General features: G+C 29.7%; 9 protein-coding genes and 1 CRISPR repeat array (1 of these 10 running past the window's edge). All 9 genes read right to left on the reverse strand.

The window, feature by feature from the left end:
* A CRISPR array of direct repeats spans positions 1-2,424; the repeat unit is 36 nt; unit sequence GTTGTGATTTGCTTTCAAAGTGATATTTTTAATATC (it extends 2,512 nt beyond the left edge of the window).
* Positions 2,425-2,535: 111 nt separating this feature from the next.
* Complete coding sequence (gene cas2 / locus IPP08_03390; GenBank protein ID QQS67826.1) at positions 2,536-2,841, reverse strand: CRISPR-associated endonuclease Cas2; 306 nt, start codon at positions 2,839-2,841, stop codon at positions 2,536-2,538.
* A gap of 55 nt (positions 2,842-2,896) precedes the next feature.
* Positions 2,897-3,811, reverse strand: a complete 915-nt coding sequence (gene cas1 / locus IPP08_03395; protein QQS67229.1) for a type II CRISPR-associated endonuclease Cas1 — start codon at positions 3,809-3,811, stop codon at positions 2,897-2,899.
* Between the two features lie 143 nt (positions 3,812-3,954).
* Complete coding sequence (gene cas9 / locus IPP08_03400) at positions 3,955-7,416, reverse strand: type II CRISPR RNA-guided endonuclease Cas9 (protein QQS67230.1); 3,462 nt, start codon at positions 7,414-7,416, stop codon at positions 3,955-3,957.
* 209 nt (positions 7,417-7,625) lie between these two features.
* Positions 7,626-8,015, reverse strand: a complete 390-nt coding sequence (locus tag IPP08_03405) for a VOC family protein (GenBank protein QQS67231.1) — start codon at positions 8,013-8,015, stop codon at positions 7,626-7,628.
* A gap of 23 nt (positions 8,016-8,038) precedes the next feature.
* Entirely contained in the window at positions 8,039-8,899 is an 861-nt protein-coding gene (locus IPP08_03410) for a hypothetical protein (protein QQS67232.1), read from the reverse strand.
* Positions 8,896-10,545, reverse strand: coding sequence for a PQQ-like beta-propeller repeat protein (locus IPP08_03415; GenBank protein QQS67233.1), 1,650 nt, complete (start codon positions 10,543-10,545; stop codon positions 8,896-8,898). The genes IPP08_03410 and IPP08_03415 overlap by 4 nt, the downstream gene beginning before the upstream one ends.
* Positions 10,542-12,185, reverse strand: a complete 1,644-nt coding sequence (locus IPP08_03420; GenBank protein QQS67234.1) for a hypothetical protein — start codon at positions 12,183-12,185, stop codon at positions 10,542-10,544. Before IPP08_03420 ends, IPP08_03415 begins: the two co-directional genes overlap by 4 nt.
* Positions 12,182-13,501, reverse strand: coding sequence for a T9SS type A sorting domain-containing protein (locus tag IPP08_03425; protein ID QQS67235.1), 1,320 nt, complete (start codon positions 13,499-13,501; stop codon positions 12,182-12,184). Before IPP08_03425 ends, IPP08_03420 begins: the two co-directional genes overlap by 4 nt.
* Positions 13,502-13,529: 28 nt before the next feature.
* Complete coding sequence (locus tag IPP08_03430; GenBank protein QQS67236.1) at positions 13,530-14,528, reverse strand: hypothetical protein; 999 nt, start codon at positions 14,526-14,528, stop codon at positions 13,530-13,532.
* Between the last annotated feature and the right edge of the window lie 146 nt (positions 14,529-14,674).

Here is a 14,674-nt window from a genome sequence, read left to right on the forward strand (position 1 = left end):
TGATTTGCTTTCAAAGTGATATTTTTAATATCTCCCACAATGAACTTGCATGAGACCATGATGTTGTGATTTGCTTTCAAAGTGATATTTTTAATATCATTTGCTTTAGGGTCATCAAATTGCAATCCGTTGTGATTTGCTTTCAAAGTGATATTTTTAATATCGGAACAGAAAAAATTTAGGAGATATTATTTGTTGTGATTTGCTTTCAAAGTGATATTTTTAATATCTAAAAATTGTGGATGCGAATATTCCTCGTGTTGTGATTTGCTTTCAAAGTGATATTTTTAATATCTGTGAACCGTATCCACCCATAAAGCTGTGTGTTGTGATTTGCTTTCAAAGTGATATTTTTAATATCGCGGTCTAAAATTTACAACTTTAGGAGTGCGTTGTGATTTGCTTTCAAAGTGATATTTTTAATATCTAAATTGTATTTGTAAGCTATTATATTTTTGTTGTGATTTGCTTTCAAAGTGATATTTTTAATATCTTTAAAAATGTTTTAAAGAGTAATAAAATGTGTTGTGATTTGCTTTCAAAGTGATATTTTTAATATCAAATAGTAAATGGGATTAACAATACAACTAGTTGTGATTTGCTTTCAAAGTGATATTTTTAATATCAACTTTCGCTAAAAGTTGCGAGCATATCATGTTGTGATTTGCTTTCAAAGTGATATTTTTAATATCATATATAAACATTTAAGAAAGAAAGAAGAAGTTGTGATTTGCTTTCAAAGTGATATTTTTAATATCTCATTTGTAAAAAATATACTTAAGGACGTGTGTTGTGATTTGCTTTCAAAGTGATATTTTTTAATATCAGCTGTCATTTTGAATTGCAGCCCCACTTGGTTGTGATTTGCTTTCAAAGTGATATTTTTAATATCAACCTCCGCCGATGTAAGTTTGATTTGTACGTTGTGATTTGCTTTCAAAGTGATATTTTTAATATCCATCTTTCCGTCTTCAATTAATTTAAGAAGTTGTGATTTGCTTTCAAAGTGATATTTTTAATATCCATTTGCAGGGAGAATCAACTTCACTCGCCGTTGTGATTTGCTTTCAAAGTGATATTTTTAATATCTAAAAATATTGAGAATACAATTGAACAACTGTTGTGATTTGCTTTCAAAGTGATATTTTTAATATCAAATGAATGAAACAACTACAGACGTAACAAGTTGTGATTTGCTTTCAAAGTGATATTTTTAATATCTATTAACGAAAACTGTCCACGAGACAAATGGTTGTGATTTGCTTTCAAAGTGATATTTTTAATATCTTCAATTTTATCTAATTTGATGAAAGTTGTGTTGTGATTTGCTTTCAAAGTGATATTTTTAATATCGTAATGATTTCAAAGAGTATTTACTCACTAGTTGTGATTTGCTTTCAAAGTGATATTTTTAATATCCTCGCAAAATATAAGTTTAAACGATACCGGTTGTGATTTGCTTTCAAAGTGATATTTTTAATATCAGAGAAACAATTTGAAGGTAGGTATTCAGTGTTGTGATTTGCTTTCAAAGTGATATTTTTAATATCCAATTAGTTTAAGAATAACATCAATATATTGTTGTGATTTGCTTTCAAAGTGATATTTTTAATATCTTTAAAAGGTTGGCGAAAAGTTACGCATTTTAGTTGTGATTTGCTTTCAAAGTGATATTTTTAATATCTAAATCGTAAATCTAGCAGATATTTCACAGTTGTGATTTGCTTTCAAAGTGATATTTTTAATATCTGATGGCGAATTAACGCCTATAAATTCGTTGTTGTGATTTGCTTTCAAAGTGATATTTTTAATATCTTAGAGAATCAGATTAAAACTACTAAACGGTTGTGATTTGCTTTCAAAGTGATATTTTTAATATCTGGCGATGTTGCGACAACTCAAGTAATCGAGTTGTGATTTGCTTTCAAAGTGATATTTTTAATATCAGTTCCATTAATTATTCTTCGAGCGTCTGTTGTGATTTGCTTTCAAAGTGATATTTTTAATATCGATTAAAGCATTATTAATGCCTTTTGTTGTGATTTGCTTTCAAAGTGATATTTTTTAATATTTATTTGCTTTCAAAGTGATATTTTTAATATTAAAAAATTGCATTCAATTATTGTTGTGATTTGCTTTCAAAGTGATATTTTTAATATCTTTGTTTATAAGGCAATAAAGTTCTTTTTCGTTGTGATTTGCTTTCAAAGTGATATTTTTAATATCATATTTTTATTCCTGAATACTATAACTGCAAGTTGTGATTTGCTTTCAAAGTGATATTTTTAATATCTGATTTGTATTTACATTTATTGTCGATGGGTTGTGATTTGCTTTCAAAGTGATATTTTTAATATCAGATAATATTATTAAGAATAATATTATAGCGTTGTGATTTGCTTTCAAAGTGATATTTTTAATATCTTACTTGCGCCGAAAACCGCATTAAACCGTGGGTTTCGGCGTTTTTTTAAACAAAAAAATGATGATTATACTGAAAATAAGTTCGCTAGTAATCAATTTTTTCAATCCTATTTAAAACATTTCTAATTGTTGTGGTATATCAGGGCAATCAACTTCTTCTCTTCCAGCAAAAAATTCCATATCTGAAAATTGCTTATCTGTAATTCTAAAAATCATTACTTCACCTGCTGGTGGCAAATTAGATTTAACTCTATTTACATGAACTATTGAATTTTCATAGCTTCCGCAGTGCCTTGAATAAATAGAAAATTGAACCATTGCAAATCCATCTTTCAGTAATGCCTTCCTAAAATTAGTATAGTTTTTCCTATTTTGTTTTGTTTCAGTTGGCAAATCAAAAAATACAAATACCCACATAATTCTATAAAGGCTTAATCGTTGTGATTGGTCGTTTTTCAAATAAGTAAAAATGTTAATAATGAAATTGAGGATATACTAATTTTCTAGTTTTACCCAAAAAGCATTTTGCCAAACTTGAAGTTGTTTTATTTGTTGCAATTAACAAAGGACTTTTTTCATTGTTGATTTCAATATCCATAACTGGAATAATTAATAATTTTGATTTCAAGTTTTTATCTAATTCAGCAGGTATATCACCATCAAATTCAGTAACAATATCTAACACTAATTTGTCAACATAGGGCCTGTATGGTTCCATTATATCATCTGCCAAGCACATAGGGTTATATTTATTTTTATGGTGTATTCCTAAAGCTGGAAGCAAGCCAGAGCCAACAATTGAACGTGCAATAACTGAACGCAGAATTGCATAACCATAATTTAATAAATGATTAGGAGGGCTTCCAAACCTTCTTCTTTTAAAATCAGAATCATTGCCAAAAAATTTTCTCCAATAAATATTTGCTGCTCTTCCTTCGGTGTTAGTTGTATCACCGCTTTTAACTTCTTTTAACAATTCCTTAAGTGCATTAGAATTTTCCCCTGCATATTCCAATGATTTTGCTTGATTAAATATCTTTGATTTTACTGTTTGTTGCCAAAGTTGCTTGGTGAGTGGCTCTGTGGCTGAAACTTGAGATCTAAGCGTTTCAGAAAAAGTTGTATGCCCCTCAAATGGGAGCATAAGCCCAGATGGAATATGCTTACTATTGCAAATTAAAACGAGAGTATTGTTTTCAATTAATCTGTTCATTGCCCCATGCGAAATCATTACTTGGTAATGGTCAATTTCAACCAAACCAATATCTTCAATTGGAATCACTTTTGTTTCCCCTTTATTTTCTCCACTTGTAAATTCAATTAAAAGCTGTTCATCTTTTGTTTTGAGCAGTGCTGGGTTCCCAATATAAATTACTCGTTTAATCATTGCAATTTTTTAAACAAACTAATCTAATTCTATAATTCAATTCTTTTAGCAAAAAAATTGTAATTTTTAGTTTCTGTTGTTAAAAAAAAATAGGAATGAAAATAATTTCACCCCTATAAATAATGTAATTGATTTAAATAATATTAATCCCCAATTTTAATTATATCACCCAAATGATTTAGTTTAATTTTATAAACATCTTGAAAATATTTTAAACTACTTATACTTTTCATTGAAAAATCAACATTAATATCAATAGTTGTTTGAAATTGATGCCTAAAAACATATTGTCCCTTACTCATTTTTTGTACTCTAAACAAATGTTTAGCAATAATTTTTCTGTTGCTAAAGTCATTTAGGTCTAATTCAAATGGGTTTAAGCCAATTAAAACCAAGTCATTCTTTTGCAACGAATATTTATATTTTAAATCTTCAGTCAAATCCTTTTTATCTATAATTGGGTAAATTGTTCCAGTTGTGTGCAAGTTAGACAAACAATTTTGAGTTGCCTCAAAAAAAGAAACAACTTTCTCAGCAAAGTTCCCATCATTATCAGAGTATATTATTGAATGGTGGTTCCCCTTAGTGTAAGCGTAACCAAACCCTTCACTTCTTTTTAATTGAATCAAACTTCCATTATCTTCAACCCTAACTCTTTTAACTGGCAATTTTTTTGCTTTGTCAATATAAATCAAATTGTTTGCATAATCCTTAAACGCAGCTTTAATATTTCCACCAGAATTTTTTATCCTTTCTCTTACTAACCTTTGAATTTTTTTATCAATTATTTTTTCAACTTGGGGTGGAGTAATAGAATCGTTCAAGCCTATCTTTTTTGTGTATAAGTAATTCCACATAACAGCGGTTTCAATTTCAATTCCATTAATTATAATGGGTTTTTTCTTTAAAGATTTAATTGCTAAAGATGGGTTTGAATTGTTATCATCAAGAATTGAGTTAACAGATTTTTTGAGTAAATCAGAAACAATTTTATCAGGCTCATTAAAAGCCTCTTTAATTTTAACAACTTTATATTGTTTAATCTGTCCTAAAATAGTTTCTTCATGCAGACTTCCACGAGGAGACCAAGTAATTTGTTCTTTAGTCCCATTTTTAGTTTTGAATCTATTCACTTTACGGCTCATTACCTTGCTTGAAGGCTTTTTATAAGAGACTAAAATAGATTCTAAAAATTCTTTAGCTCTGTATCTTAAATTTCTAATTGGTTCAGTAATATTATAACTTGATTCTTTTAAATCTTTATATGTTGCATAATCTTTGTTTAAATTATTGAGCCTAAAGATATGAGAATCAGTAGTTAAAGCAACAATTAAAGCATCAACAGCATGATGCCTTTGGTCACTTCTTTTTGTAAAGTCTTTAATAACTTCTTTATTGTGAGTAACTTGAACTTTATCTTTAACTTCAATAATTTCAGTTAAACTTACTCTTTTATAATCTTCAAAATTAATTTCATTTAGCAAATCATTAAGTTTCCATCTATCTTTTAGAAAATCAGTAACAGAACCAGTAGTAGTTTTTACAGAACCGCAAATTTGTTTTAATCTATTAACAACTTCAACAGAAATGTATTGTGTGTCTTTAAGTTGCCTTGCAACAAAATCATCTGGAATATTTTCTCCTTCACATAAAAGATTATCTAATTTTGTTTTGCTAATTTTATTATCATAAAAAAGTCTTTTAGTTTCGTTTTTAAATCTAACTATTTCAGTATCATTTTTAGTTGACATATAATCAAAAGCAGTCATTTGATTTTTGACTCTGTTTTCGTCCATGTAAGCTAAAATCAAGTTGCTCATAGCATTGCTAAAAGCTCTTGACTTAGGTAGAATATGTTCAATTTCAGCTTTACCATTATACACATCTACAAATGGAATATTGTTCCCAGAGTACAAGCATTTTTTATCAGTTTCAACCCAAAGTCTGTAACGTTTTAAATCTCTGCTATTCACTCTTTTAAAGTTATGGTCATTAATTAATATAGATTTTATTTTACTGTTTTCTGACTCTAATTCTCTGTTAGATTTATCTATATATGCTCTTTTTTTAGCATTATTTTTCAGCTCACGAGCAAGCTCTACTCTAATCTCGGCAGGATGACCATATTTTTTAATAATTGCATTTACAACATTTGCAGTTTGATTCAAAATTTGTTCAACCACAGGGTTTCTTAATTCATTAGGCTTTATATTTGGCATAAAATCTAACAAATCAATAACCTCTTTGTTTACTTCAGGAGTATGGTTATAACCAACTTGCAAGCATGCTTTATCATAGTGCAAACCTTCATTTAAAAATGGCAAAAGTTTTTTAATTGCTTTACTACTTAGGCTTCCATAATCTGAAGTAAATTTAATACTCTCAGCAATTATCTTACTTTCATCAGCACTAAATTTAAAATGTTTAATTAAAGAATTGCAAATTTCTTCATCTGTTTGTAGGCTATAAGTAATGTGCCACAGCTGATACAAACCATTTTTTTCTTCTTCAATAAATGGATCGAATTGTAAATATTGTTCTGGTTTTTTTACACCAGCTTTTACCAATGCTTTATATAAAATTATAAGAGTTTTATTCCCTTCAATTTTAGGGTAATTAATAGTAAATAAATTTTTATTTAATTTTAAAAGTTTGAATAAATTTGATGAAGTTAAGTTCCCAGTTTTATCCAATTCATCAGGATTATGTAAAGCATTAAAAATTATAATTCTTTCTTCAGAAGTTAAATTCCTTTTAGAATTATCTAGATTAGTAAGTTCAATATTATTTAACTGTTGATAAATTCTAAATAATTGAAAATAAGGTGAAGACTTAGGCGTTGTTTTTCTTGGAGCTTCAAAAGTACAATTCCCAACTAAATGTTTAGCACTTTTTAATGGTCTTTGAAAATAAATAATTTCTTCTTTTATTTTTCTATATAAAGTATTTGCATTTTTTTTATGCAAACCACCAGTTAAAATATCTGGGTAAAATTCTTTTTGTTTGTTCCAAATAGTATCAAACTCATTAATATATTCTGCTCTAGGAAAAATATTTTGTTTGATTTGATAATCAGGATTATCTAATATTTTATTATAGAAATATTCTCCAATCGTTTTATCTTGAACTTCCTTTTTAAGTTGATTAATTTTAATTAAATATTCACTTTTACTCTCTTCTGGTGCTTCAGATTTACGATTACTTAAGAATCCTCTTTTAGCATTTAACATTAAAAATATTCTTCCAATTTCTTGTAAAGTTAATTTTTGACTTAATCCTTTTTTTCTTAAAGTAAAAAGCTCTAATTTTGAAGTATTTTTTAATAACTCATTATTAGGGTACATATTTAGTTTTAAAAGAACATCTTTCAATTTAGATCTTCTTAATTTGTAACGCTGTAAATTTCGCCTTGCAGACCTGCTACTTTGCCTGGCTTCATTTTTACTTGCAGTTTTCCCAGAAATGAAATTGCCATGAAAGTTAGGGTCTTGAGTTATAATTCTTACACCAGTTGTAATAATTTTCGGTTCATCGTTTTCGATTAGTTCAATTAAAGCAAACCCAACTGAACCTACTCCAATATCTAAACCAAGAATTGTATTCATAATGAATTTTAAAAAGGTTAAAAATTATATTTAAGAAATTATTTGAAAAAATGAAATTAACATTACAAATTTAGTATATTTGTACCGAAGCAAATCACAATAAGGATTATTCCGTAGTGAAAACATTTAAGGCAGTCCCAATTAAGTAATTAGTTGGGATTGTTTGTTTCTAAATTTCAGTATAATTAAATCAAGAAACATAAGTTTAGTTAAAAAATATAACCTATTTCCCAAACATGCCCGAAAGGGTCTATTAATCTTCCAATTCTCCATACATTTTCAGTAGTCATTGGGCAAAGTAGAGTAGCACCATTCTTGATGGCATTATTGAAAAGGGAATCAGCATTTTTTGTGTTTAAAACTAACCTTACAATGCTACTTAATGAAGCAACTTTAGGTGAAACATCTGTATCATTATCATTGTCACCAACCCAGAATTCAGCCCCTTCAATGGCAATTTGACAAATCAATTTATTAGTACCAATTTTATGCTTAATGCACACAACAGCACCAAAATTAATAGTATAAAATTCAATAGCTTTTTCAGCATTGGAAACCACTAAAAATGGTTTAATAGTAGTTGAATTGTTTTGGTTCAAAGTTTATGTTTATGTATTTGAATTTAAGTTATGGATGGGTAATTATGGTAACGATTATAGCTATGATGGTAACGGTAACATATTACTCCCTTGTAATATCTGGTGTCAAAAGTATAGTCAAAATTTTCATGGATATTCGCACCAAATAAAATTCCAGTTGAATCTGAAACAATAGCATTTTCGTAATAGAAAACAGGTTTCCAATCAATTCTCGCTCTAATTTTCTTTGACCAAAGTAATTTATTATTTGAATCTACTTTGATTAAATATCCTCCACCATAAAATAGTTCATCATTTTTTAAAGTATCATTATTATCTAAAATCAACCACCGACTAAAAGCCCCGGAAAAATAAGTAGAATTATCGAAATTATTAACATCAATAGACATGATTTCCGCACCGCTATATTGTAAATAAGGTCTACTATTGTAAGAAGAAAGTAATTTGCCTTCATAATTATATTTCAAAGCAAACATAGAGTTTTGCTCTAAGACAATCGTATCAAAAATGGCTCTACCAGAAGCACCACCACAAATAACATAGTTCCCATATTTATCAATTGCCAAATCATGTATGCTTCTACGCTCCTTTCCAAGTGGCTGAATGATTTTTAAAATTTCGCCATTAGAATTTAAAGTTGCCAAGTAAAATTCTGTTTTATTATGCATAACAGGAGCAAAGATATTTTCATCGATTTTCATTGTTGTATCTGAAACATACATTTGCCCAATACATAAATTTCCGTTACCTGAAACTTGTATTTGAGAAATATCTAAGATATGAGTATTTACATGAATTTTCTTCACCCACTCCACATTTTGAGATAATCCGTAACTCAAGCAAATAAGCCATATACAAGCTGTTGTGTAAAATAATTTTCTCATTTATTAATTACAAAAGAGATAGTTTCAGTTATTCCGTCATGCTCAATAGTGCAGAAGTATTTACCGTTAGTAAAAGTTGATTTGTCTAATTCAACAAACTCTGTAAGTGGTAAAATATCTTTAGTAAATAATTTTTCTCCAATTGAATTAAAGCAACTAAGCAAGGATTTATGCGGCTTAGCAGACATCCTGATTTTAATAAACTCCTCTGATTCTGAAATTTGCAAATTGTTTTTATCTTCTAATTTAAGCGATAAAGTAGGCAATTTTATTTTTGCTAAAAAAGCGCCATAAGGAATATTAAAGTTAAAATTTCCTAATTCTGTTCTTCCTTGAAGAAAAGATATAATGTATATATTGTTTACTGAGTCGGTAGCAATAGTCGGATAACGCTCGTTTCCCATCCCATTAATTGAAGTTTGCCATAGAATACTTCCAGTTGAATGATCCAACATCAGAATTAGTATATCACTTGAGTAATACTCAAATGTAGAATATTCAGATAGTGTTGGTACTATAGTTTTATTAAATATCGAAATGGGTTGATTAAATGAAAAAGATACTACTAATTCTCCTAATTTGGTAAGTGCAATTGATGGAGATGAAGCATTACCAAATGTTTGTATCCACATAAGATTCCCAGTTTCAGCTACTAAAGCCATGACAAATGAACTGCTATCTTTTACCAAAATTTCACCTCTATATTGCAAGTTACCAGTAGTATGGCCACTTAGATAAATAATCCCATTTTTTGACTTGACTTCGTTAACTTCATCAAAATATGTACCTCCAATTAAATTACTCCATAATACTTTACCAGAGTTATTAAGCATTGCAATGAATATATCAGAATTTCTCGCTGTAAAAATTGTTGTATCAATACCTACCTTGCCACTTTCAGCAACATTACTTACAAATGCAATATGATTCAAGTCATCACTAATTATATCCATATTGTTAGTGGAAAAGCTCTGACCATCAATTCTTCCGTATATTTTTTTTATCCAATTTGTTCTTCCAGTCGAATCTGTGGATAAAATAAACCCTCGACAACCACTTAAAGTGTCTGAATTTAATATTATCCGACCTCCACATAGCCCAGCCGCATATATATTACCATTTTTATCTGTAGTTAAAGCCTCTCCTTGAGCTGAACCATAATCTATATATTTTATTGGATAAGACCAAATTAATTTACCTGTGGTATCATACTTAATTAAAAATAGACCATTGCCAACTAACTTCCCAGATTTATCTAAAATTACAGAATCGAAGATTGCTAGTCCATAGTATTCACCTATTATCAAGGAATAACCTTGATTAAGTAAAGCAATATCACGGATTAAAATTTTGTTTTTGGAAAGTGGTTGAGTAATTTTTATAAGTTCATTACTGAAATTAGACCTGAAAACAAAGAAGCCTTTTTGAGTAGTTAATGGGTCAATAATTTTATTATCAATATTAATTATTGTATCAGACAAAAAGTTAAAACCAAAGCAATATGAATTACTGTTAGTTTCAATAAAAGGTTTATCTAGAAAGTGGACGTTACCTACAATTTTCTTCACCCACTCCACCTCTTGAGATAACCCATAACTCAAGTAAATAAGCCATATAGAAGCTGTTGTGTAAAATAATTTTCTCATTTATTAATTACAAAAGAGATAGTTTCAGTTATTCCGTCATGCTCAATAGTGCAGAAGTATTTACCGTTATTAAAAGTTGATTTGCTCAATTCAATAAAATCTGTAAGTGGTAAAATATCTTTAGTAAATAATTTATCTCCAATTGAATTAAAGCAACTAAGCAAGGATTTATGGGGTTTAGCGGGCATTTTAATTTTTACAAACTCCTCTGATTCTAAAACTTGTAAATTATTTTTATCTTCTAAATTAACCGATAAAGTAGGCAATTTTATTTTTGCTAAGAATGAGCCGTAATGAGCATCAAAAGAAATTCCTAGGATATCTGGCACTCCAACAAAGTTGCAAATCAAGTATAAGTGATTTAATGAGTCCAAGCCAACAATTGGGAACCGTTCGCTTCCTTTGTTGCCAATTTTAAAACTAAATAATACATCACCACTTGAATTTATTTGCTCAATTAAAATATCTGCTGAATAAGTATCTTTTTCATTCTTAAATGGGATGTATTTTCTGTTCGATAAGACAGTATCCCAAAATTCTACACTAACAAATAAATTATTTTTAGAAACTGCCAAGTTTGGGTATCCACAATATTTCCCGTAGTCTTTAATCCATTTTTTTTCACCATTTCCTGCATTCAAGGCAATTACAAAAGTTGATGAATTTTTAAATACTCTTTCTCCATTCATATACATATCACCACTTGTAAAACCGCTTACATACACGGTTTCATTTATTAGTTTCACATCACTCATAATTTCTGTTTTCTCTCCACCAAGTATTTTTGTCCAAACCAAATTACCCAAAGTATCAAATAATGAAATTAGAATATCATTCTCTTTACTAATTAGTTTTACAGAATCAATAATAATAGCTCCCTTATAAGAAATATTTGAAGCAAATAACAACCCTTTTTTCTTATCATTAGAAAGTCGCATACCGTAGTTAAACAATTGCGATGAACCGAGATTACCATAAATTTTTTTTACCCATTTATTATTGCCTTCCAAGTCTGATTTAATTATAAAAGCTGTAGAGTTAAGTGTATCATTGTTTGCTATTACTCCACCACTGCACAGCCCAGCGAAGTATAAAGAACTTTCATCTATGGTTATAGCCTTACCTTGCGCGGTGCCAAAACTTCCATTATTGTAATATGAGATTGGGTATGCCCATTTAACTTTTAATGATGAATCAAGTTTCATTAAAAACATACCAAACCCTTTTGTTTGACCTGACTTATCTAATATAATGCTATCAAATATTGCAAGATTATTATACTCACCAATTATAAAACTGTTCATATCACCATCTACCACCAAACCATTAAGAGTATGTTTTTTACGACTTTGAGGAATTTTTATATTGCCAATAGTACCATTGTTTTTTACGTTTGAAACAAAAAATTCTGTTACCCCATAATTATTTGGATTTATTATTTGGTCGTCAATAGTTAGTAAAGTATCAGGTGTAAAAGCCTGTGAAAAAAGAATAGCACCATTAACGCTTATAAAGATGTGTCCCAAGTCGATGTTATTTATACTACCTGTAATTAATTTCACCCACTCCACATTTTGAGATAATCCGCAACTCAAGCAAATAAGCCATATACAAGCTGTTGTGTAAAATAATTTTCTCATTTTTGGATTACAAAAGAAATAGTTTCAGTTATTCCATCATGCTCAATAGTGCAGAAGTATTTGCCATTATTAAAACTGCTTGCATCAATTGTAAATAATTGTTCTCCTGTTTCAAATTGTTTAATCAAATCATCTTCAATTTTCTTCCCTTTTACATCAATCAAAAATACCTTTACGTTTTGCGCCCTATTAGTTCTAAATTTTATATGAAGTGAATAATTTGTTGGGTTAGGATATGCAATAATTGTAGAGCGGTTTGCATCACTGCTTGAAAACTCCACCTCACTTATTCCACTTTGGCAATATAGCTTCATAAACATACATTTATCATCTTGTGATAGCCCTTCACGATTTGCATTTCCACCTCCTCCTCCACCCCGCATAATTCCATCAATTGTTGAATCACATCGACTTAATATCTTATTTCCGAGTGAATCTCTTTCGTAATAATGCGTAGTACCCCTACCTGTTGAGTCCACATATTCCATTCGTAATAAAGTATGCCCTAACTCATGCTCTAATAAATCCCTCATCGAAACTGCTTTTGTTTGCCCACCAATTCCACTTCTTAATTTTTGTAGATTGCTTTGCATGGTTGAATCGCTGCTTTCACCATTATAGTAAAATATATTTACTGTATCGCTTCTATCAGTAACCCCTTTACTAAAGTTAATAAATATTCCTGTCTCTGTTGGGCATCTTCCGCGGCAGGAATCATCTTTATTTATTCCTGCTTCTTTAGTTCGATTTATTCCAAGAACTCTACTTAATGGTTCACCTAAAAAATCCTCTGGTCTGTTACTAAATCTAATTTTTAATTTACATTTACAACTATCATTCTGTTTATCACACAGGCAATTCCATTCATCAAGCACCACAGCTAAATCACAATGAATTTTCTTTATATCAAAAATGCAAACGGTATCTTTTACAATAGCAGTATCATTCACCGCAACTACCTTTTTGTGCTTTGGGTATAAGCAAAAAGTATCATACATTTTTTCTTGAGGATTGTTTGTATTATACAATGTATCCTTATCAAACTCTGCGCAAAGTGGGAGTTTAATCCTCGCTGGCATAATTTTTGTACCATTTTGTGTTATAAACGCGTGTGGGTTAGATATACAAGTTTCAAAATCATTAACGATAGTCTGACCACTTGAAATAAAGCAGTCAAAGTGATAAGGATATTTTTTATCTGGGCAGCCTGTAGGCTTATTACATGGGTTCTTAGGGCAGGTGTCAGTCTGCATATTTTGCGCATTCGCAAAACCACATATAGCAAAAAACAGAATTACTTTTAAAATATTTCTCATTATAAAATTTTATTTTTTGGGTTAGTGGTTAATAATTTTTCATCTCATTTATTCTTGCTCTAAGCCTTGCAATGAACTCTGTAACTGATAGAGTAGAGCCATAACCAAAGTCCTCTATATGCGTTACCATGCCATTTTGAACAGGGAACATAGCCACACTCCTAAACCTATCGCTTTGTTTTCGTGGAAAAATAGAATAATAGTTGTAGTAGTTTTCATGGCACAAATCTATAACGTCCAAAAACACAACATACTCTTTGTTCTTATGGGCTTCTAAGGTGGTGTCTGTTAAATATGTTCCATCGCTGTTTATCCCAGTTCTAAACCATTCACTCACATACTTAAATTGCAGGCATGAGCCAATACTGGCAATATGCTTGTTTGTAGAAGTTAAAAGTGTGTTCGGTTGTGGTTTCGCTGGTGGGTTTGTGTTAATGCAATCAGGTATTAATTTCCCTTTTATCGGGTCAATAATTGAGGTTGTAAGCACCTTGCCGCTTTTTGCCCAGCCAGCATAAGGGTCATAAGCATTTGTTACTTCTTCGGTTTTTACATAAGCTATTATGCCCGAACTTGTAAGCATATAATCTAAATATGGTTTTGGAGAAAGGGCTAATACATCTCCTAAAATTTTGTTGTGTAAATAATCTCTTGCCATTTGATAAATGCTCAAAGAGCCAGTTCTTCCGTAGTAGAAAAATCTAACAGGGTCATAGTCATTCATTGTGTAGTCGTATCTTATAGCTCGTTTTAAGGAATCGTCCCAAGTCCTACGCTTGAAAAAACCATCAAGCCATGCAACAGAAACAGTTTTTTGAATGCTATCCCCTACAATATAGCTTGCCATCACATCAAGCGGCATATCGCTTGTAAGTGGCAAAGTATTCATTTGATACCAATTTGAATAGACCAAACTTCGGTAGCTTGGCATACATGGTGGGGCAGGTAAATTCATGTTTTGAGCAATTAAGGAATTGGAAAGTAAAATAACAATTTGGAAGATAATAAAAAAGACTAAGTGTTTCATAAAATGATTTAGATTTATTAATTGAATATTAATTATCACAATAATAATAAATAATAAATAATAATAAATCATAATAAATCATAATAAATAACTCACCTTACTCAGAATTAGAATAAAATTGAATACATTTGCAAGTGAATTAATAA

Source organism: Chlorobiota bacterium (assembly GCA_016700335.1).
In the GTDB taxonomy this organism is placed as follows: Bacteria; Bacteroidota; Ignavibacteria; order OLB7; family OLB7.